17 protein-coding genes are annotated in these 22,734 nt (G+C 42.5%); 10 read left to right on the top strand and 7 right to left on the bottom strand.

Annotated features, from left to right (window positions below):
* Positions 1-2: 2 nt before the first annotated feature.
* A complete protein-coding gene (locus tag ACFSQ3_RS04695) occupies positions 3-650 on the bottom strand; it encodes an HD domain-containing protein (protein WP_380867980.1) in 648 nt (215 codons plus the stop codon).
* Between the two features lie 200 nt (positions 651-850).
* Here ACFSQ3_RS04695 and ACFSQ3_RS04690 point away from each other — a divergent pair, with 200 nt between their 5' ends.
* On the top strand, positions 851-1,933 hold the full coding sequence (locus ACFSQ3_RS04690; RefSeq protein ID WP_380867979.1) for a DUF5700 domain-containing putative Zn-dependent protease: 1,083 nt from the start codon (positions 851-853) through the stop codon (positions 1,931-1,933).
* Positions 1,934-1,994: 61 nt separating this feature from the next.
* On the opposite strand, the gene ACFSQ3_RS04685 is transcribed toward ACFSQ3_RS04690, so the two are convergent.
* Positions 1,995-2,441, bottom strand: a complete 447-nt coding sequence (locus tag ACFSQ3_RS04685; RefSeq protein ID WP_380867977.1) for a KTSC domain-containing protein — start codon at positions 2,439-2,441, stop codon at positions 1,995-1,997.
* A gap of 327 nt (positions 2,442-2,768) precedes the next feature.
* On the opposite strand from ACFSQ3_RS04685, the gene ACFSQ3_RS04680 reads away from it, so the two are divergent.
* The 3 genes from ACFSQ3_RS04680 to ACFSQ3_RS04670 all read left to right on the top strand — a co-directional run bounded on the left by ACFSQ3_RS04680 (position 2,769) and on the right by ACFSQ3_RS04670 (position 9,568).
* Entirely contained in the window at positions 2,769-6,029 is a 3,261-nt protein-coding gene (locus ACFSQ3_RS04680; protein ID WP_380867975.1) for a SusC/RagA family TonB-linked outer membrane protein, read from the top strand.
* Between the two features lie 19 nt (positions 6,030-6,048).
* Positions 6,049-8,064 carry a RagB/SusD family nutrient uptake outer membrane protein gene (locus ACFSQ3_RS04675; RefSeq protein WP_380867973.1) on the top strand — a complete coding sequence of 672 codons (2,016 nt, stop codon included), beginning with the start codon at positions 6,049-6,051 and terminating at the stop codon, positions 8,062-8,064.
* Positions 8,065-8,245: 181 nt separating this feature from the next.
* Positions 8,246-9,568, top strand: a complete 1,323-nt coding sequence (locus ACFSQ3_RS04670; RefSeq protein WP_380867971.1) for a hypothetical protein — start codon at positions 8,246-8,248, stop codon at positions 9,566-9,568.
* Here the strand turns inward: ACFSQ3_RS04670 and ACFSQ3_RS04665 are convergent.
* Positions 9,558-10,385 (bottom strand): SMP-30/gluconolactonase/LRE family protein, encoded by an 828-nt coding sequence (locus tag ACFSQ3_RS04665; protein ID WP_380867970.1) that lies wholly within the window; start codon positions 10,383-10,385, stop codon positions 9,558-9,560. The two genes, ACFSQ3_RS04670 and ACFSQ3_RS04665, sit on opposite strands and share 11 nt — an antisense overlap.
* 85 nt (positions 10,386-10,470) lie before the next feature.
* On the opposite strand from ACFSQ3_RS04665, the gene rlmN reads away from it, so the two are divergent.
* Entirely contained in the window at positions 10,471-11,538 is a 1,068-nt protein-coding gene (gene rlmN, locus ACFSQ3_RS04660; protein WP_380867968.1) for a 23S rRNA (adenine(2503)-C(2))-methyltransferase RlmN, read from the top strand.
* 42 nt (positions 11,539-11,580) lie between these two features.
* Positions 11,581-12,282 carry a ComF family protein gene (locus ACFSQ3_RS04655; protein ID WP_380867966.1) on the top strand — a complete coding sequence of 234 codons (702 nt, stop codon included), beginning with the start codon at positions 11,581-11,583 and terminating at the stop codon, positions 12,280-12,282.
* A 10-nt stretch (positions 12,283-12,292) separates the two neighbouring features.
* Here ACFSQ3_RS04655 and ACFSQ3_RS04650 read toward each other — a convergent pair whose 3' ends face one another.
* Positions 12,293-12,667, bottom strand: a complete 375-nt coding sequence (locus tag ACFSQ3_RS04650) for a VanZ family protein (RefSeq protein WP_380867964.1) — start codon at positions 12,665-12,667, stop codon at positions 12,293-12,295.
* 201 nt (positions 12,668-12,868) lie between these two features.
* On the opposite strand from ACFSQ3_RS04650, the gene ACFSQ3_RS04645 reads away from it, so the two are divergent.
* The 4 genes from ACFSQ3_RS04645 (at position 12,869) to ACFSQ3_RS04630 (ending at position 18,044) form a co-directional block, all read left to right on the top strand.
* Complete coding sequence (locus tag ACFSQ3_RS04645) at positions 12,869-13,204, top strand: PadR family transcriptional regulator (protein ID WP_380867963.1); 336 nt, start codon at positions 12,869-12,871, stop codon at positions 13,202-13,204.
* A gap of 28 nt (positions 13,205-13,232) precedes the next feature.
* On the top strand, positions 13,233-14,897 hold the full coding sequence (locus ACFSQ3_RS04640; RefSeq protein WP_380867961.1) for a PspC domain-containing protein: 1,665 nt from the start codon (positions 13,233-13,235) through the stop codon (positions 14,895-14,897).
* Positions 14,898-14,942: 45 nt separating this feature from the next.
* Positions 14,943-17,372, top strand: a complete 2,430-nt coding sequence (locus ACFSQ3_RS04635) for an outer membrane beta-barrel protein (RefSeq protein ID WP_380867959.1) — start codon at positions 14,943-14,945, stop codon at positions 17,370-17,372.
* A gap of 81 nt (positions 17,373-17,453) precedes the next feature.
* Positions 17,454-18,044 (top strand): LOG family protein, encoded by a 591-nt coding sequence (locus tag ACFSQ3_RS04630; protein ID WP_380867958.1) that lies wholly within the window; start codon positions 17,454-17,456, stop codon positions 18,042-18,044.
* Here the strand turns inward: ACFSQ3_RS04630 and ACFSQ3_RS04625 are convergent.
* From ACFSQ3_RS04625 to ACFSQ3_RS04615, 3 genes are all read right to left on the bottom strand, one after another.
* The gene (locus ACFSQ3_RS04625; protein ID WP_380867956.1) at positions 18,041-19,738 is read right to left on the bottom strand and encodes a sodium:solute symporter; all 1,698 of its coding nucleotides are present in this window, start codon (positions 19,736-19,738) and stop codon (positions 18,041-18,043) included. The two genes, ACFSQ3_RS04630 and ACFSQ3_RS04625, sit on opposite strands and share 4 nt — an antisense overlap.
* Before the next feature lie 105 nt (positions 19,739-19,843).
* On the bottom strand, positions 19,844-20,035 hold the full coding sequence (locus tag ACFSQ3_RS04620; protein WP_380867955.1) for a hypothetical protein: 192 nt from the start codon (positions 20,033-20,035) through the stop codon (positions 19,844-19,846).
* 27 nt (positions 20,036-20,062) lie between these two features.
* On the bottom strand, positions 20,063-22,504 hold the full coding sequence (locus tag ACFSQ3_RS04615) for a PIG-L family deacetylase (RefSeq protein ID WP_380867953.1): 2,442 nt from the start codon (positions 22,502-22,504) through the stop codon (positions 20,063-20,065).
* Positions 22,505-22,734: the final 230 nt, after the last annotated feature.

The following is a 22,734-nucleotide window of genomic DNA, read 5'->3' as shown; positions in this document are numbered from 1 at the left end:
TATTACCCGAAACTGGAAATTGCTCGAGAACGGATTTCTTCTACATTCAAGCCTGCCATTTTCAACTTTTCGGATGCTTGCTTTTCGATTAAATCTTTCAGTAAAATAAAGGTTTCGTCAAAAGCGACGTGTTTGCCGATAACAAAAGAAAGATCGTATTCGATTTCTTCCCAAGTAGCGATGTCGGCATGGTTGTGTTGCAACTGGACTTCGAGCTTATCAATAGCGTTTGCCACTTTTGCTTCGAATGTTTGTTTTTCCTCAAACTCAAAAAAGAGATCGTAAATTTCTTGTCCATTCGCTTTACTTAGCATTTCTCGAATCCGATTGATTGCCAACTCCTCGCGCTGCTGTTTTAATATCCGCAATTCCGGATTACGTATCTGATCCAAAACGGATACATCACCTGCTTCGGCCTCCACTAAGTCGTGAATAACAATCATCTTCAGCAAACGAGATAAATCAACTTTCTCATCCAAAAGTGGTTCTAACAAAATCGCCATCAAAGACATTCGCCAAGTATGTTCTGCCACGCTTTCTTGTCTTCCATTGGATAGCCAGCTGTGGCGAAGCTCAAATTTTAATCTTTCTGCCAATTGCAGAACTTCTAAAACGGCAGTTAGTTGTTGTGTTTTAATTTCGGAATTCATTTGTAAACGCATTAGCTTAAATGATAGGCAAATGTAGATAAAATGTGATGATTCTAGGAGTTATTAGTATTGACAATAAAACGTATCCAACAAGATCTTGGAGTGTTTCTGTTCAAAAATTATTGTATGAGTTTAATCTGTTTTTTTTGTGAAGTGTCTGTTTAACTGTATTTTAGTTTTATAAAAAACTAACCACTAGAATGCGACATTTTTATTTTTGCTTAGGAATATTCCTACTTTCCAACAATCTATCAGCGCAGCATATTGACATACGTACTGATACAAAAAGTGCGGAAGCGATTATTTCTCTATTAGATCGCTCTCCGGATATGGTCTCCAACGATGAATTAATTCGAATTTCGAAATTACCAGGAAATCAACATCTCATTGAGAAAGTCAAAGGATCAACCGGGGCGGGAAGCGATGTATTCATTTCAACTTTAAAGGAATTAATAGAGACAGGCGATATTGAGGGGGATGATAAATATCAATGGAAATTTGTAAAACAATCGCTTCCGAAAATTCGAGGATTGCTTCAAAAAGTCAATTCATCTGGAGAAAATTTAAGTGACGACATCGCCAGCCGCATCAAAATGTATACGCCGGATAAAATTAGTTTAAAAGCACAAGCTTATTTCATCGTTGGAGGTGATGCCCTAGGTTTCACATTGGATGGAGAGTCTTTCCATGTTGCACTTCAGAATATCGGTGATGATTATGAAGGATTAAAAGTTTTGATGATGCACGAATTGTATCATAATATACAAAATGAAGGGCTTAATCTGCGTGAGCGCATACTTGGAGAAAAACCGAGTTACAATGAAAAGGCGACCTATGCACTATTGTACGAATTGTGGTCTGAGGGTTTAGCTAATTTCGTAGGAGATTACACTAAAATTGAACAACCAGGCGAATTTGCGCGGAGCCAAATCGCAGTGTATGAGAAAAACGATAAGCGTAATCGCTCCAACTTTTATTTGTTTGAAACCCTACTATACCGGGCGTTTCACGACCCGAAAGTGAGTTATGGACAGCTCTACAATATTGGCTTCACTACAGAGTTTGATGAAGTTTTTTATGCTGTCGGCTACGAAATGGCGAAACAATTAGTATCTGTTTATGGGAATCAGGTAGTAAAGGATTTAGTACTTCAAGATCCTGTTCGATTTGTAAGTCGTTATATTGAGTTATACCAGCAAAATCCATCCATGAAATTGGTTCCTTTAAGTAAAGAAACCGAAGATTTGATCTCGAAAATGCTTACTTGGGAGAATCGAATTTAGCGTCTAAATAGAAAAGCCTTCCAATTTTTTTGAAAGGCTCCATTTCCTTGACCGATAAAAATTAATCAGTCATCGCTTCACCGGACTTTCTAAATATAAAGTTTCCGTAGATATGTCTTCTTGCGAAACGGCTTGGGGAGTCGGAGTTTACCATCTTAACGTAGGTGTTTTTTGGAACACCGATGTATTCAAACATTTGTCCGTTCAGATGTTGCACTTTAAGAATTGATTTCTCTAAATAGAAATCGTGGATATTCGATTTGGTGATCGTTTCTGTGTATTCTTCTTTATATTTTTCTTGTGTTTCAGCATGTATGCTTACTAGGAAATGATAGGCCTCAATAACCGTTTTGCTTTTCTCTTCCGCTTCGTTTTTCGCTTCCTCGTTGTCGACAAACTTATCAGGATGCGTATCCTTCATCGCATTTCTATATATGGTTTTAAGCTCTCTTAGCGTCACATTTTTGTCTACGCCTAATAGGTTCCTATAATCTGCAATTTTTTTCATCGCGGTATTCGTTTGAAATGCAAAGGTAAGACAATTTCATTTCAGAAGTGGCGCTCTTCTCAAAATTGATCGAATGGTATAGTTTACTCCATACACAAGTTAAATCGATCATCGTTCGCATCATGGAAATTTTTATAAAACCTCGATTGATACTATTTGGTAAAAAATTGAGCTAAAAAGTCAATTTTTTCCTATTGCGATTGAAGACTTTTGGAAAGTCGTTTGAACCGCGACTCCGATTATAAACAGTTAGTTAACCTATGTCTACAATGATGGATATATACCTGCCAGTGATGAGGCACGTACCTTCCGCCTAAATTGTTAATCATGATGAATAAATGCTACTTTATTCTTGTCGTTTTGTTGGCAAGCCTAAGTCCCTATCGGGCATCCATTGCGCTCGCGCAATCCCAAAGCATCCAAATTTCTGGTACTGTAACTTCCGAAGATGGAAATCCCGTCGAAGCAGCGACCGTACGCGTGAAAGGAACAGATCGTGCGACCTCTACCAATGTGGACGGGCGCTACACAATCGAACTGCCCACCTCCGGAGCTACTACATTGGTATTCAACTCTACCGGCTATGCGATGCAAGAAGTACCTATCCAAAACCGTACTTCGATCAATGTAACCTTATCTACCGATGTACATGGTATGGATGAGGTTGTTGTGGTAGGTTATGGATCCATGCGTAAGAAAGATCTTACCGGAGCGGTCACACAAATACGACCGGATGCTATTGCGGATGAAAATCCGAGAACTGTGCAAGACATCCTGCGGGGAACGCCTGGTGTACGCGTCGACTTTGATCCACGGGCAAAAGGCGGAGGTGGTTTGCAGATTCGCGGTCAACGCTCCGTGTATGATGCCGGAGGACATAATAGTCCATTGTTGATTTTAGATGGAATGATCTATTATGGAGAACTTTCTGAGATTAATCCAGACGATATTGAGCAGATGGATATCCTGAAAGATGCTTCGGCAGCGGCGGTATACGGTGCTCAGGCTGCAAGCGGCGTTATTATCATTACTACAAAAAAAGGAAAACCCGGCAAACCGGTAGTGAATTTCCGTTCGAATATTGGTACATCGACCTTAGCTACCTATCGCGAGCTATTTAATCAGGATGAGTATCTGAAACACCGCGAAGATTGGTTAACAAAAAACACCTATGGGATTAATCCGAATACAGGCGCTTATGAAGCGTATCGTACTGGCACATTTGCAAATCGTCCCGGATATTTCATGCGTCCGGATAGATTGCCTGCGGATGTCTCCGCCGATACATGGCGAGCGTACACCACAAATACCGCTGGTGAATCGGATATGGCGATTTGGGGTAGACGTTTAGGATTTCAGGGGAATGCATTGCAGAATTTCTTTGACGGCAAATTTACGGATTGGTCCGATCGCGTGTTTCGTACAGGTTTTGACCAGGATTATAATGGAAGTGTGAGTGGTGCCGGCGATAGAGTAAACTATTACTTGTCCATGGGCTACATGAAAAATCAAGGCGTAGTTGTTACGGACAATTATCGTGCGGTACGTGCCAATATGAAGATTGATGCGAAAGTGACCAATTGGTTTGAGTTGGGCGCAAATGTTAATTTCCAAAATCGATCTGATGGGAATATCGATATTGATCAGCCAGCAGCCTTGAGAAATAGCCCGTATGCCGATTATGCGGATGCGGATGGCAATCCTCAACAGTTTCCGTTGAGTGGCGAGTTTAGCCAACGCGGGTATAATTACGACTTTTTGAGGAACTACATGGAGTTGGAAAAGGGATTTACTACATTAAACTCTATTCTCCAAGCGCGCCTGAAATTACCATTCAATATCAATTACTCGTTCAACGCATCACCGCGTTTCGAATTCTTCCACGACCGTTATTTTATGTCTGCGGAATTGCCAGGATCAAATCCTAGAAATCGTGGGGTAAATCGTCAACAAGCACAACGATTTGATTGGTCGATCAACAACATCTTGAATTGGGAGTACGAATTCAATGAGAAACATCGCATCAATGCCACTTTCGTGTATGAAGCGGAGGATCGCAAATCATGGAGCGATGTGATCAATGCAAGAAATATTCAACCAACGGATGATTTGGGTTTCCACAACACAGGAAATGGAACGAAGGAAGATAGCAGTTTTTCTAGCCATGATACCCGTCAAACAGCAGATGGTATGCTTGGACGCTTGCATTATGTGTACGATGATCGTTACCTCGTCACGGCATCTTTGCGGAGAGATGGTTATTCTGGTTTTGGAGCATCTAATCCACATGCCTATTTCCCTTCGGCGGCAGTAGCGTGGAACTTCACGAACGAAAGTTTCTTCCGTTGGAAAGATGTGGTAGATAATGGTAAGCTTCGCCTTTCTTATGGTGAAAATGGTAACCGGGCGTTGGAAGATCCAAACTTAGCGCTATCTAATCTTTACGGAGGAAGCGGGCACATGCAAGGTTACATCAATGCTGCGGGAGATTTAGCGTTGTATCGCTATTTGATGGCACAGCGGTTGGCAAATCCGGCTTTGCAATGGGAGAAAACAGCATCATGGAATTTGGGTTTGGAATTTTCGATGTTCAACAATCGCTTGTCGACCACCATGGAATATTATAACATGAGCACGACCGATATGATTATGCAACAGCGCTTACCGACGTTTATCGGATTTGATCGTATCGCAACAAACTTGGGAGAAGTGACGAATAAGGGCTTCGAGCTTACCGTTAATACGGTAAATATTCAACGCGAAAATTTCCGTTGGTCTACCAATTTCGGTATGTCGTACAACAAAAATCGTATCAAGCATTTGTATAATCAATACGAAGATATTATCGGCCCTGATGGAAGCGTAATTAGTCGTACGGAAATCAACGATATTCCAAACGGTTGGTTTATTGGTCAGCCCATTGATGCTATTTGGGATTATAACGTAACTGGTATCTGGCAAACCAGTGAATACGATGAAGCGGTTCGTCACGGACAATTGCCAGGTGATCCGAAAGTGGCCAACAACTATACTGCTGATGATGTCACCAATGCAAATGGAACAGTGAGGCCTGTTTACACCGATATGGATAAAGAATTCTTAGGTCGTGAGGTTGCACCATTCCAGTGGTCACTTCGTAGTGATTTCACCTTTTGGAAAAACTTTAGCGCATCTTTTAATCTTTACGCATACACCGGACATAAAAGGCTGGAAGGCATTTATCTGAACAATGACGATAATGGTGGCCACATGACTTACGGTTTAGCCAATATGGCGCGTAAAGAATATTGGACGCCGGACAATCCAACTAATGAATATGGAAGGATAGAAGCTGCTGGGCCGATTGGTGCTGGTGGTGTGCGCAAATTGTACAACCGTTCATTCGTTCGCTTGGAAAATATTTCCATTGGTTACACGCTGCCGAAACGCTGGACCTCCAATGTGGAACTAAGCACAGTTAAGTTCTTTGGAGCTGTGCGTAATGTGGCGGTTTGGTCACCCGGATGGGAGTACGGCGACCCAGAAACCCAAGACACAGGTAGCTGGGCACCTCGCCTTTACACGTTTGGTCTAAACCTAGTTTTCTAACCTTAAAAAATACGTTATCATGAAAAATATATATCAGCGATCGACTCGTATTTCAAAAATTATCTACTCCGTAATGGGCGGCGTTTTGCTACTCAGCGGATGTTCTAAAGATTTCTTAAAACCTAATCCGCTATCGGTTTTCCAGCCGGAAACGGTGTATACAACGGAGGCGGGAATTATGGCCACGATGGCGATTTGTGATCGGCACATGAAACTGTATTGGGCGAATAGTCACAATGAAATGTTGACTATGGGAACCGAATACATTTTCTCCGAGTTAATGGTTTCCGGTGCTACTGACAAACGTACGATGCTCGCCGACGTAGCAAATATGTTGACTCCTACGAGCGAAACAGTTCACCAGAACTTGGATCGGACAAACAGTATTTGGTATATGTGGGACGAAACCTACAAAGGAATTTCCTATGCAAATACCATATTAAAATATGTGGATCAGGTGGAAGGGTTAGACGAAAATGTACGTAACTCGTATAAGGGAAGAGCGTATTTTCACCGCGCCTTTCGTTACATGAATTTAGTATTTCAATTTGGAGACGTTCCCTTGGTTACGACCTTGGTGGATGGACCAAAGTTGAACTACAAAAGCACCGAGCGCGAAGCAATTTTAAAGATGTTGGTGAAGGATATGGAATTCGCGGTTGAGTGGGTTCCAACGCAAGCGCAAACAAATTTAATTGGTTTGGTAAATAAAGGGGCCTGCAGGATGCTATTAGCAAAGCTATATCTAGCAACTGGTGAATATGCCAAAGCAAAAGAGCAAACCGATATTATCATCGAACAGTCGGGATATTCTTTGATGACCGCTCCATTCGGAACGTTTAATCCTGGCGGTGAAGCGCGTACTTGGCCGATCACTCGTAATGTGATCTGGGATTTGCATCGTGCCGAAAACAAATTGATCGCATCGAATCGCGAGGTGATTATGGGGATTCCAAATCGTGGATCCGACGCAGAATCCTTCGTGCAGATGCTAACGATGCGCGTGTTATATCCGTTCGTTTTCGATAACCGCGTGCAAGCTCCAGATGGCCGTCAGGCATTATTGAACATTCGACGGAACAGCGGTGATTATAATCCCATGTACGATTACATGCGCGCATTCGGTCGCGGTATTACCACATTTCGTCCAACCTATTTTCAAACACACGCACTGTGGAATGTGAACGGTGTGGTTGATGCTACCGATCTTCGCCACAGCTCCAGCTCTGGAAATTGGATGCGTATGGAAGATTATAAAGTGAACAACAAAGCTTCGCTGCAGTTCGGTCAAAATTTAACACTATTTCACCCAACAACAGGCAGATTGCTTTGCAGTGATACCATTCGCCGTTGGTTTGATGTGCCGCATTATAAGTTTTTCTTGAACGATCCGGTTGGCGAAGCGAATATTGTCGGTTCGGATGGTCTTCGCGGAGCAACGAACGGTGGAATTGCAGATTGGTATTTATATCGCTTGGCGGAAGCTCATCTACTTCGTGCAGAAGCAAAATTTTATTTAAATCCAGCTGATGGAACTATTAAGGACGATTTGAACATCATTCGCCAACGTGCGCAGTGTACACAGTTATACCAAGGTACGGTAACGATCGGCGATATCATGAATGAGCGAGCACGTGAGTTGTATTGGGAAGAATGGCGTAATGTGGAGTTGAAGCGCGTTTCCCTGTGTCTTGCGCGAAGCGGAAGAGCGGATGAGTGGGGAAATACGTATAGTTTGGAAACGTTCGACAAGCAATCCGGAACGGATGCGAGCGGAGGAAGCTATTGGTATCAGCGTATTAACCGATTAAGTATGTACAACAAGGGTCCAATTCAGGTAAATGCAACTGGAAATGCAAATCCAAACTACACCATGGATAAGAAAAACATGTACTGGCCTATTCCTTACGCGGCGATAACTGCGAACACGCGTGGCACATTGAGTCAAAACTTTGGTTACGATGGCTACAATGCCGGCGTTGAAAAATGGAAAACTTGGGAAGAAGCAGTGGCTGACGAAAGCAAAACAGAATAGGCAAAGGATTATTGGTGGTTAATTTGTGATGGGCTTCTGCCGGCAATACAAACGCTGGCAGGAGCCTTTTTTCGTTAGTCAAAACAGATAAGAAACGATTGATCGTTCGCGCAGGAAATTTTTATAATTATTAGCTAACTTTGCTCGCTCGATAATAATTAGTTTCTCAACGTGTTTTGTTATGTGCCGTACGTTTATTCTCCTGCTTTCCCTTTTTGCTGCGGTCAACGCTTCTGCTCAGCAACCTATTGACTCCCTTAAGTCCATTGTAGACTCGACGCTAGCGGAAAAGCCTAAATTTCAACAACAGCCGGGTTTAGCACTAGCAGCATCCAAAATATTTTTCTCAGAAAAGCCTTGGTCTATAAGTGGTTTTGGTGAGTTTAACTACGTTCCGGTGCAACAAAATGTGTCTGCCGATTTAGGTGATTTGGAATTGTACTATTCAGGTCTATATCGCTACGCGACGTTCTTCGGTTATCGGTTAAGCGATAAGTTCATTTGGAATTCGGAATTTCAAATCGAATTCCTACATGATCGCGATGGAAATTCCAAACATGAAATTGTACTTGAAGCCTTTGTGGATTATCTATTTGCGGATTATTTGAAGGCGAGGTTGGGATTTTACCCTTTAACGATTGGTTACGTCAATAATAACGATGAACCAGTAATGTTTTATTCGGTCAATCGTTCGGAAGTGGAGCGCTTGATTACCCCGTCGACATGGATTGAGTTCGGAACCATGTTTTATGGCAATATTTCCAAAGATTGGAGCTATGCTTTGGGTTTCTCGCAAGGATTAAATAGCCGTCATTTTCTAGGTGGAAGTTGGATTCGACAAGGACGAGAAATCCGATTAGATGTTCCGAAATCCATCGCGGTTAATCCGCAGATCAATTATCATGGCGTGTCCAATCTGACCCTTTCGGCTTCTGGTTACTACGGCAATTCGGGACAAGGTGAAAAGGTAGCAGTAAACGGACAAGATGAAGAAATTAAAGGGCGGATCAACCTGACAACCGCTTACGCAAAGTACGATTGGCGCAACTTTCGCTTGATCGCGCTAGGAACTTATGGAACACTTGGAGACACGGAAAAAATCTACCAGCAAACAGAACAAGAGAATGCGGGCTCAGGACAAGTGCTTGGAAGAAGAACCTATGGCTATCTATTCGAATTGGGAAACGATATTCTGCCTTATCTGCGAAAAGGAGATAGCTCGACGAAACAGCGCAAAAGCTCGTTCTTGTTCGACCCTGAAGAAATGAAATTGAGTTTATTTGGTCGCTACGAACGGCTGAATACACATCGTGGGGTTCAACAATCATTGATGGCGTTGCCGAGAACAGAAAGCAACATGCGAATTACCACATTGGGCGTTAATTTCAACACGAGAGAAAATATTGTGCTGAAAGCCAATTATCAATACCGGAAAAGTTTATCGATGGAAAATGGAAAGCCGGTTAGCAACATCGTTGAAACCGGCTTAGGATTTATTTTTTGACCAATTTGTACGCAACTACGCTATTGCTGTTGAAAGTCGGTACGTATAAGGTTTTCTTGGCTGGATCATAACCTAAATCCGCGGTATTCATCTTTCCACGCGTATCCAAAAGTTGCTCCAATGATCCGTCAGCTCCCAAATAGTAGATCAATCCCGGCCAACAAGTAATCAAGAAATCATCGTTTCCAACGGGCTCAATACCGTCACCATTTTCTTCCAACTTATCTGTGATTACCGTTTTGTTTTTCTGTTGATCCACTTTCCACAATTCCTTTCCTGCCAAAACATATAGGAAATCGCCAATGGATTTTAGGCCATTTACGTTGTTAACGCCATCGAGGTATAACGACGGTTGATCGTTTTCGATTACATGAACTTTATGCTCTCGGGAATCCGAAACGAAAATTCGACCTTTGGCATCCGCCGTTACATCGTTCAAAAATTTGGAATCTGCGATCGCAATTTTCTTCAGCACTTTGCCTTTCTTGATGTCTATTACCACCACATCAGTAATGTCGGCCACGTATAGCAAGTTGCCATGTTGTGCCATTCCTTTAGGCGCATTCAATCCTTCAATCCAAGTAGCGTTCTTTAGACTTCCGTCGCTATTCAGCACCGCTACGCCGCCTTTTCCGTCTTTTTCGGTACCGCTTCCATCAATTAAGGAAACGTATAATTGTTTGGCATTAGCAGTTGGAAGCACAGATTCCGGAACGGGAAGTTGCTCGTTGGATTCCCACAATTTTTCTAATTGATGTTGCGCATGAGCAGAATAACTGCAAAGCGATAATGCAAGAATGGCTAGGGTATTTTTCATAGCTGTGTGTTTATAGATGTCTGTAATTTATCAAAAAAAGGGAAGAATGTCAAAGGTTTAGCGCGCTTTGCGTATCTTTGCCTTTGTGAAAGATAATGTAAAATTGGTGGATATCAGAAGTTTGAGTGTGGATCAGTTAAAGCTGAAACTCACGGAGATGGGGGAACAGGCATTTCGCGCAAAGCAAATCTATGAATGGCTTTGGCAAAAATCCTGCACATCGTTCGATGAGATGAGCAACCTGAGCAAAGCACTTCGTGAAAACTTGAAAAGCCATTTTACCATCAATGCTGCGCAAGTTCGTCAATCTCAAATCAGTACCGACAAAACCATAAAAAGCACGTTTACGCTTTATGATGGTAATGTCATCGAAGGCGTGCTAATTCCAGCCGATTCCCGGATGACGGCCTGCGTGAGTTCGCAAGTAGGATGTAGCTTAACCTGTAAATTCTGTGCGACCGGTTATATGGATCGCAAGCGGAACCTTAATGCCGACGAAATTTACGATCAGGTGGTGCTTATTGCTAAGCAAGCGGAAGATCATTACCAACAACCATTATCCAACATCGTCTACATGGGAATGGGCGAACCGTTGTTGAATTATGCCAATATGATGAAATCGGTCGAACGTATTACGTCACCGACCGGTCTTAATATGGCTGCGAAGCGAATTACCGTAAGTACTGCGGGTATTGCGAAGATGATTAAGAAGTTGGGTGATGACGAAGTTCGTTTCAACTTAGCACTTTCTCTGCATGCTGCAAACGACGAGAAACGCAATGATATTATGCCGATCAACGAGCAGAACTCATTGAAATCATTGGCAGAAGCATTGAAATACTATTATGCGAAGACCAAAAATCCGGTTACGTTCGAATACATTGTTTTCCACAATTTCAATGACGAAATCACGGATGCCAAAGAATTGGCCAAATTCTGTAAGCATATCCCGTGTAAGGTGAATATCATCGAATATAACCCAATTGCTTTGGCAGATTTTGTGAATGCGGAAGCGGATAAGATTGATGTATTTGCGGATTATTTGCGTTCGCAAGGCGTGATTACCAACGTGCGTCGTAGTCGCGGAAAAGATATTGACGCGGCCTGCGGTCAGCTGGCTATTAAAGATAAAACCGCCGAGGAAGTTTCTTAAGCACGCTTTTTCCTTCCTTGTCGGTGCTAACCAATTCCAACTATGAAGATGGATGTAGCAAAATATTGGCAAGGATTAATTCATCTGCTGTTTCCACAGAAATGCGCGGGTTGTGAAGAGGTGCTCGCTCAGCAAGAAGAAGTCATCTGTTCGCATTGCTTACTCCACCTGCCCAAAACCGATCATCACCTTGATCCGGAGAACCAAACCGCAAAGCAATTATGGGGAAAAGCACCCTTAAACGGTGCGGCGTCCATGTTGTATGTGTCTAAGTCGTCGAGCGTACAGCGTATGCTGCATCAACTAAAGTACGGCGGACAGCGCGAAGTAGGATTGTTGTTCGGTAATATGTTTGGAAAACTGTTGGTCGGAACATCCATCATCGAAAATGCTGATCTTATCGTACCCATTCCGCTTCATCCAAAAAAACTTCGGATTCGCGGTTACAATCAATCAGAATATTTCGCGAAAGGATTGAGCGAATCGCTCAATATTCCATATCGTACAGATTTACTTCTGCGCGTGGTGTACTCCACGTCACAAACCCAAAAATCTAGAGACGAACGTTATGATAATGTTTCTGACGTGTTTAAACTTGGCGAAGGTGGGAATACGAAATATTACAATCATATTTTGCTGGTGGATGATGTGGTAACCACTGGCGCAACTTTAGCATCTGCCGCAAATCAATTACTTCACGATTTAGACACGAAGGTTTCTGTGCTCACCATCGCGCGAGCATAAGATACAATAATTAGAAACGCTTGCGATAGAAGAGTAAGTACGCAAATAACGCCATGCCAATTCCGACGAAATCAGCAAAAATATCCCACCAATCTGCCTGGCGTGTGCTTGTAAAATAATATTGAGCAAATTCTGTAAAAAAAGCAAAAGATCCTGTTCCGAGCAATACCCAAAAAGCACTTAAATACTTTCGAGCCATGCCTTTGGTGTAAGCTACTGCTCCATAAAGAAACAACGCGGTTAATAAAAAGAAACATCCGCAATGTGCCAGTTTATCGAATCCTTCAAAAAGTGGAATTGGGGTAGACCCGGGCGATTTAAGCATTAAATACAACATACAAATGCTCCACAAGAATGCCCAAGAATAGCTAAGGATAAAACGCATAGACGTAAAAGTCGGGTTTATCGCGTAAAGATAAAAGTGCTTTAACGCTTTTTGTAGGTTTTTACAACACCTTACTAAATAGCAGGAATACGGCATTTAAAATTAATTTAGCTGATAACCAATGGTTTGTAAAAAAAATATGAAAATAAATAGTACTATGCATTGCAAAGTACTGGCTAAAGGATATATCTTTGTATTACTATGATCGCTGAAAACACACAAGTGCAGATGAGAAAAGGTATACTGGAATATTGTATACTCTCCATCATATCTCGGAATGAGATATATGCATCGGACATCATTGCAGAGTTGAAGAAAGCGCAACTTTTGATTGTGGAAGGAACGCTTTATCCTTTGCTAACCAGATTGAAGAATAACGGCTTATTGAGTTATAACTGGAAAGAATCGACTTCTGGACCACCGCGTAAATACTATGAAATCACGGATGAAGGTCGGGAAGTGCTCAAGAAATTGGACATCACCTGGAAGGAATTACTTTTTGCCGTTGAAACTTCCCTAGAACATCGAACCATTTAAAACAACAATTGATAAAAACCTTAAAGTCATGAATAAGACTATAATTATAAACATCAACAGTATCGTCTTCCATATCGAAGAGGACGCTTATGAAATGTTGCGATCGTACATGATTGACATCAAGCGCCATTTTGGTCGATCGGAGGAAAGCAAAGAAATCTTAGAGGACATAGAAAATCGCATTGCGGAAATGTTTTCCGAACGCATTCATTCTGGCAGAAAGGAAGTAATTGGCGTGGAGGACGTTAATCAGGTGATCGGGCAGATGGGGCGCGTTAGCGATTTCGAGGCAGGCATTTTAGGCGATGATGAGGCGGAGTCGAGTGGTTTTGGTGGTGAAGCTGTGGAGGAAAGCGAGCCGCGTAAGCATTTTGAAGAGGAAGAAGCGGAGCCGAAGGCAACAGCTGGAAGCGCATCGTATTTTGCGAAAAAGTTGATGCGTGATCCAGATGATAAGATATTGGGAGGTGTTGCTAGCGGATTGGGACATTATTTCGGCATCGAATCGAAATGGGTGCGCGTGATCTTCTTAAGCTTCTTTCTATTAGGAGGTTCCGGTGCGATGTTGTATATCGTTTTGTGGTTAGTCATGCCACAGGCTGGAAGTCGTGCAGATCGTATGGCTATGCGTGGCGAAGCACCGAACTTGGAAAACTTCAAGAAATCTTATGAAAAGGAGTTGGAGGATTATCCCGGACAACAATCTACTTCGAGAAGCGATGGCGAACGTGTCGTAAGAAATGTAGAAAGTGTAATTGGTGGTATTTTTAGAATGATTGGGCGGATTTTAGGGGTATTCACACTGATTATTTTAGGGATGAATCTGTTGGGATTATTCATCTTTTTTGTATTCAATGCATTGAATCTGATGGGATATGAAAACCCAATTATGTTCCCACCGTTGATGTTAATTGATCCGGTAGATTCATATCCAGCATTACTTGCGGGGTTCTTTGGAATGATAATTCCATTCGTTGCTTTCTTCTATTGGATGTTACGTTTGCTTTTCCGAGCTCCCAAAATGAATAACTACGCATCTTTGACTATGCTAACGATTTGGGGGTTATCGATCGTCGCAATCATTTACTTTTGCATCTCCGCATCTCAGAATTTCCGAGAGACTAGCACTGTTAAGGTAGATAAGCAACTTCAATCTTTCAAAACATATGTGTTATCTGAACGCGATGTGCGCGTGATCGACGCCTCAAGTGAAGATTTCGATAATGGAAGGATTAATGCTATTGAAGATGGATTAAGTTTGCGTGATGATTTAAGCATCAGCATTGAGCCATTAGATTCTTTAGAGAAACCTTTCGTTCAATATCACTATGCTGCGAAAGGGAAGACATTCAAACAAGCTTCTGACAATGCTTCTGATATTCTTTACAAGATTACCCAAAATTCCGAAAATCTGGTGTTTGATAGCCATTTTCTATTTAGCCCTGAAAAACAAGTCTATCGTGACCAAAGAGTCGATATTAAATTATTCTTTCCAGTAGGTACTAAAGTTACTGTAATGAACAACTTGGATTACAAGGTTAGAGGCAGCATTTCTATTAGAGATTGCTATCCTGATATCAACAATAAATCGACGGAATGGGTGATGACAAAGAACGGGTTGAAATGCGCGACAACGCCACCACCAAGCGAGGAAGAAAAAAATGATGAGGAATCTGTAACTTCTGAAGGCTAATTAGCGTCTAACCTATAGCATAAAACAAACTACATCTTACTACCAATGATTAGAATACTATTTATAGTTGCCTGGACAGTTATTGCCCTAATAAATCAAGCTTTCGCACAGCAACCAGCCGTTCATTTGCATGGCGTGGTGCACAACGATCAGCAAGAACCCATCGAGGGCGCAACGGTTTATTTAATGACCGCTTCTTCGAAAGTTATCGTGAAATCCGCGCAAACCAATCAGCAAGGAGAATATACCATGAGCAATGTGCCGAATGGCACGTATTACTTAGAAATTGCGTCGATAGGTTATAACGCTTTGCAATCCGAGCCGTTCGAATTTTCGGGGAAAGCGATCGCGATGCCCGAAATGGTTTTAAGCACGGAAAGTCAATCCATCGAAACGGTTGCGGTTACCGGACAAACGCCACTTATACGCAGTTCGAATGGAAAACTGATTTTGGATGTAGAAAACTCCACGTTGGCAGCGGGGAATAATGCGTTGGAAGTATTAAAACGGGCTCCGGGTGTGACCATTGATAAGGATGAAAACATTCTGTTGATGGGGCGCGAGGGCATTAACGTCACCATTGACGGTCGCCAAACTTTTATGACTGGCGAGCAGTTGGCGTCCTTTCTGAAATCTGTAGACGGCGGACAAATCAAAAATATCGAGGTTGCAACGACACGTAGTGCGAAAGAAGATGCAGAAGGATCTTCCGGCAGCATCAACATCGTATTGAAGAAAAACAGAATTGAAGGATTCAACGGAACGTTGGTCGGAAGCTTAGCGCAAGGCCATTACACCCGCGGAAATACTTCAGCTAGTTTAAATTATAGAAAAGATAACACGACGGTTTTCGGAACATATTCCTACATGAATAATAAGCGCTTGTTTGACTTGGATATTCGTCGGGTTGTTGGCGAAGAAAATCCGACCGAGTTCAATCAGACGGCCAATATGTACCAGTTAGATCGGACGCATACCTATCGTTTTGGTATAGAACAAAAAACTTCGGAAAAGAACACGATGTTGTTGCAATTTTCAGCAAATAATATGGCTGAAAATGAGGATAATATTAGCACGACATTGATGGGAAGACCAAGGTTAGCTATAGATGAAGCACCGGATTCTTTGTTGAACTCTACGAGTATTGGACGAGCAAACTTTAATCGTTATTCCCTAAACTTCAACAATACATTTCTAACAGATACGTCCGGAGGAAAATTAGTTTTCGATGCGGATTTGAGTCGCTTCAGAAACAAGAATAATATCAATTACGAATACATTATGCGCGATTCGCGAGGCGATTTGTTGTATGATCCGGAATTGGAACGTACTCGTACGCCGGTGGATATTGATATTTATGTGGCAAAATTGGATTATAGTAAACCACTCAGCAAAAAGGATCGGTTCGAAACGGGTTTAAAATATAGTAACGTGCGTTCGGATAATGATTTGCAATTTGAGCATTTCGTAAATAACCAATGGCAAGATTATGAAGGTCGCCCAAATCATTTTATTTACACCGAGCAAATCGCTGCCGCGTATGCTGACTATAGCCGGGAAATGGATAAGTGGTCGATTAAAGCGGGTTTACGTGGAGAATTAACCATCTCCGATGGCGAATCTAGAACGATGAACAGCATTGTGAATAGAAAATATTTCGATTTGTTTCCGTCCGCCAGCGTTACCAGAACAATCAATGAGGATAATATTCTTTCATTAAGCTATGCGAAGAAGATTTCTCGCCCGAACTATCGCCATTTGAATCCGTTCGAATATTTCATTGATCGTTTTACGTTCATGCGCGGAAATCCTTATTTGCAACCGCAATACACGCACGGTTTATCCTTAAATTATACGTGGAAAAAGATGTTCAACTTTACCGTTGGATCGGATATAACAAACGATGCAATGACCGAAAGTATGGGACAGGATGAAGAGACCAAACGCTCGTGGGTAATCCGCGAAAATTTGGGTAAGCAAGTGAATAGCTATATTAACATCAATACACCATATCGCGTGGGTAACTTCTGGTCGATGAATAATAATATGACTTTGGTACATATGTATTTCAAAGGTCCAATTGCTGGTTCCTTTGTTGATCAAGGCGGATTCATGTTTCAGTTGAACAACATGAATAACTTTAAAATCAGCAAACGATTCTCGGCGGAAACCTCGTTGGATTATACATCACCATTTGTGTATAATATCTATAAAATCGAAAGCAACTGGGCGTTGGATTTGGGCGTGAGTTACAACTTCAAAGATGAGCGCAGTACATTGAAATTAGCAGCCACCGATATTTTTAGAACATCACAGAATAATATAAGTACGCGTTTCGGTGTGTTTGATTCGGATATCCGACAATACAATGATAGAAGAACGGTTCGCGTTACGTATACGTTCCGTTTCGGAAATTTGAAGCAAAATATTCGGAAGTCGGATAGCAGCAACGACGAAAGAAATCGCGCGCAATAATAGAAATTGCCGCGTTGAAAATCCTCTCCATTTCGGAGGGGATTTTTTGTTTACCGCGCGAAAACCTATTATCTTCGAAAGATGAGGTTAAAAAGTATTGCCATATTCTGCGCTTCAAGTCCAGGATTTGATTCGGTTTGGATGGATAGTGCGAAACAAGTCGGCGCGCATTTCGCGAAGGAAGAAATTACACTTGTTTACGGCGGTGGAAAAGTGGGTTTGATGGGTGCGGTAGCCGATGCTGCTTTGGAACAAGGTGGTCAGGTTGTTGGTGTGATTCCCGATTTCTTGCAAGCAAAAGAAGTGGGCCATCGCGGATTGACGGAACTTTTCGTGGTGGATAATATGCACGAACGGAAAATGAAAATGAACACGCTATGCGAAGGTGTTATCGCGTTGCCTGGCGGATTCGGAACGTTGGAAGAACTTTTTGAGATGATTACTTGGGGACAGTTGGGTTTACATACGAAGCCAGTTGGCATTCTGAATGTAAATGGTTTTTATGATCACTTGGTTGTTTTTATCGATCAAATGGTCGTTTCAGGATTGCTGAAAGCAGAAAATCGCGATATGTTATTGGTTTCTGATAACATCGAAGATTTGTTGGCGAAGATGAATGCTTACGAAGCACCAACGGTTACGAAATGGTTAGATAAAAAGGAAGATGCTTAATCCTGCAGTTGGCGTTGCGGTAAAAATGTCTGCAGAATATAACCCAAAATAATTACACCGGCGCAGCCAATAAGATTGAGCCAAAGAAAAGCAATGGCGTCCAATCGCCAAATGTAAATAACGATTACTTCGGTGAGCAAAGCAGCAATAAAAACAGCTTTGCCGCCGATTTTTTTGATATAGAAAGCGACTAAAAAGATCCCTAAAATCGTCCCGTAGAACAGCGATCCCAAGATATTTACAGCTTCTAACAAATTACCAACACGATTCGCATACAAGGCGATAATCACGGTAAATATGCCCCAAAACAAGGTTGTAAAACGCGATATGCTCAAATAGGTTTTATCATTACCGGATTTGCGAACAAAGCGTTTGATAATGTCAATCACGGTTGTGGACGACAAAGAATTGATCGCGCTCGCTGTAGCGCCCATCGATGCCAAGAAAATAATAGCGATCAACAAACCCACCAATCCTTTTGGGAAAACATCTTTCACGAATGACAAAAACACATAATTATTATCATTCGTGTCGGCTTTTGGGTCATTTTGTTGGAGCAAATCAATCGTTTTTGCACGTAATGCATCGGCCGTTTCATTGTGCGCTTTCAGCGAAGCGGCGTGTTTATCTTCCGATTGCCGATCTCCCGAATTCATCGCAGTCACCAACGCTTCCACATCCTTCGCTTTTTCCGCTTTCAGCGTTTCATGTTGCGCAATGAGCGACTGATAAGATGCTGCGTGGCTGGAAGATTCTAGTTTCTTAATTTCGGCTTGATTGAAAAACAACGGTGGCGAATTGTATTGATAATACGCAAAAACCAACACGCCAATCAGTAGAATGCAAAACTGCATCGGAATTTTCAATACGCCATTCATCAACAACCCCATTCGGCTCTCCCGAACCGACGATCCGGTCAGATAACGCCCAACTTGACTTTGATCCGTTCCGAAATACGATAATTGCAAAAAGAATCCGCCAATCAATCCTGTCCAAACGGTGTACTGATTATTGAGGTCGAAGCTGAAATCGATGGCATTCGTCTTCCCTGATTTTCCGGCAATTTGCAACGCTTCCACGAAACCAATTTTTTCCGGCAAGAAATGAACCACCAATACGCCAGCCAGCAATAATCCTCCGAAGATGATGGACATTTGTAGCAATTGCGTGTAAGAAACGGCCTTCGTTCCACCATAAACGGTGTACGTAACTACGAGCGAGCCAATTCCCAATGTGGTTAGCGTCAGATCAATCTCGAAAATCGTAGACAGAATAACGGCAGGAGCGAAGATGGTGATTCCGGTGGAGATGCCACGCTGGATAAGGAAGAGAATCGCAGTAAGCACGCGCGTATTCACGTCAAAACGTTTCTCCAAAAACTCATAAGCGGTGTAAACTTTGAGTTTATGAAAAATCGGAACAAAGGTAATGCAGAGCACAATCATGGCCAGCGGAAGGCCAAAATAGAATTGCACGAAACTCATTCCAGAGGAATACGCCAATCCAGGCGCTGAAAGAAACGTAATGGCGCTGGCTTGCGTGGCCATTACGGAAAAGCCGACGTTATACCAAGGAAGTTCTCGGTCGCCGAGCATATAGCCGTCGATGTTTTGCACATGTCGGCTTTTGTAAATTCCGTAACTTACAATGCCCAATAACGTAAGAATGAGCACTATCCAATCGAACGTGCTCATTCAAAATATCGGGTAAATAAATACATCAATGCAATGTTGACGACAAGCCACAACGCAACGAGCCAGTAAAATTGTCGCCAGCTACGAATAAAGGACGGTAATCCCTTATCGGTCACTTGGTTTGTGAGGAATGATAAACTTAACGAAGAGGCTCGCGAAGATTAATCCACCGATTGCCCCCGTCAATAAGCTTAATGGATTGCCTGAAGCTGCAAAAGAAATGATTGCCGCCATAACAGCTCCAATTAAATATAGGGAGTTTGTTAAGGTTGATTTTTCGTTTTTTGTATTTTCCATGATTGTTATAAATGCTAACGTATGTTGTTATTGTTCTTCTCTAGCCAGCAAATTTACAAATAATCTGTAAGCTCCCGGAACTCCGGCAGGTAATTGTCTGAAAAATGCTAACGAAGTGTATACAAATTTACCTTTTCCATGTTTTGCAATCAACAAAGATCCGTCGTGAGCAGGCTCATTTTTGTCGTGCATGGATAGCGGTTTTCGATAAACAACGTCTGTTTGCTCGGCAAAATATAATCCGCGCTCCTGAATCCAACCATCGAAATCAACCTGTTCAATCCTATTCGGATTTTGAAGTGCGGGATCGTTCGGAAGCAAGAAAGAGACCTTTGCATCTTCTTCGGTAACGCGTGCGCGCGTAACCTGAAATGGTTTCGGGCCGATCGTAGCACCGTTGATGCCGCTGTTTACGTTGTATTGAACGAGCACGGTTCCACCGTTTTCTGCGAAGCGCAATAACGCTGGTGTGTAATCTGTCAGGTTCCTCTGCACATTGAAGGCGCGAACGCCAATAACGATAGCATCATATTGTTCGGTGCTTAAGTTCGCAATTTGCTGTGCAGTGATTAAGTCCACCGCAACGCCAATCGCTTTTAATGATTCAGGCACGCGATCTCCCGCGCCCGGTAAATAAGCAACGCGTTTGATAGGAACATGAATGTCTAAATTTAGCGCTTTGATGCTGAGCTTCGGAAACCAAGCTTGTGCAGGAATGTGATCGTAGGCGATAGAACGGTATGTTCGAACCGTGTCATTTTCAGTTGTAAACGTGATTTCATTTGCCTTGCTATTTCCCGCATTGCCAGTTGATTTTACCATGAAAGTTTGCGTGATGGATTTGGTATCTCCGAAACGTAGTTCGACGGTCTTCGGACTGATATCCAATCCGGTCGGAGCGTTTGCGACTACCGTTGCACTGTTCGATTTGGAATGATTGGTAAATGTTACTTCAAGTTTTTCTTCATCCAATTCAGGTCGAAGCAAAACCGAAGTTTGCGATGTGGAAGCGGTGATCGAAGGCAAAATCTGTAGTTGATTGTGCACTTCTCCACGTACCGGATCGACATAGCGATATGTGATCGGCTGCTGAAGAGGAATCTGCAATCCGTCGATGTTGACTATTACTTTTGTGCTGGGGAAATCCCGACTTTCCGGTGCGTTAAAGTCGGATTCTTCTACATCAAATTTGCCCAACGTGTACGGTTTTCGTAACCAGTAAGGCTGTGTTATCTGTTGCGTAGCAAAATCGTATTGCTGGCGAATAGTTTGGTTGAATGGTAAAGAAATGTTTACTGATTCGCCGTTAATGCTTTGCACGGTTGCCTGTACATTTGGATTCCGAACGATAAATTCTTGATTTACTGTTGTGGATTCATTAACAGCCGCCGTTGGCTGTTGCGTGACATTTTCCCAATGAAATCCGGAACAAGCTAAAATCAAATCTTCGATTTCCCGGCTCTTTATTGCTTTCCAATGTGCGTCGTCAATTTGCTGTATGTGCTTATGCAGCGCGACGAGTTTCGGAATAGCGTTTTCCGGATGCTGTGCATCAAAACTTTTGTTTAGCGCTTCTATCTGCTTCGCAATTTTTGCTCCACTCGCAATGCGCGACCAGTCGGTTTTAATGCCGTCGAATAAAGTTTCCTGGGCTTCATCGCCAGCAACATGTTCGAAATATTCTACACTCGCTCCGCGCGTCGCAGCAGAACCAAATCCTTGGCTTTTGTGTTGCGAACGGCTTTCTGCCGATATTTCTCCGTAAGATGCGCCTAGCAGCGGATTATAATGTCCGGTTTCGATTTTTAGTTGATCGTCCGATGTATTATTCTGTCCGCCGAAATTCGCGGTGTTCCAAATCAAACGTTTTGCTTGCCAGATGGTGGTGCGCTCCAGCTGTTCCGGAAATTTATTCGGATCCGCGGCAGCGATGAATGCTTCGTGAGCTAAGATGGCGGATGCCTGATGATGGCCGTGTCCACCGCGCGGATCGGGTGGGAAGCGCGTGACGATAACATCCGGACGAAGCTGGCGGATAAGCCAAACGGCTTCACGTAAAGTTTCCTCCTTATTCCAGAAAGCAAATGTTTCATCAAAGGTTTTGGAGAATCCAAAATCGTAGGCAGAGCTGAAAAACTGTTTGCCACCATCGATTCGTCGTGCCGCAAGCAATTCTTGTGTGCGGATCAAACCCAGTTCTATACCGAGTTCCGTCCCGATCAAATTCTGTCCGCCATCGCCGCGTGTTAAGGAAAGATACGCGGTTTCGTACTTTTTCTCATTCGCCAACCAAGCGATTAAACGGGTGTTTTCGTCATCCGGATGCGCCGCAAAATAAAGCACCGAGCCAAGAACTTGTAGTTTCTCCAAGCCAGCTTTTATTTTGGAAGAATTTTTGGAATAAGATGTTTGGCTGATTGCCGAAAAGGAGAGTAGTGATAGAAAAATAAAGACCAGTACGCGCTGCATATACGAATTTGCATTAACAATAAAAGGAACCAAATTACTATTTGATTCCTTTTACCAACAATTAAAAATCCTTTTAAAAACCCTTGATACTAAACCTGATACTTTCCGGACTAACCAAGTTGGTAATCAGGTATCAATTTCTTTTTTATAAAAGTAGGATATTAAACTGTATTAATGAGCAATCGCTCTTCAAAAACTTTTCCACAAAAATGGAGTTACTAACAGCTTTT

This window comes from Sphingobacterium corticis (assembly GCF_042684745.1).
Classification (GTDB): Bacteria; Bacteroidota; Bacteroidia; order Sphingobacteriales; family Sphingobacteriaceae; genus Sphingobacterium; species Sphingobacterium corticis.
This window is presented reverse-complemented; position numbering and strand designations above follow the sequence as displayed.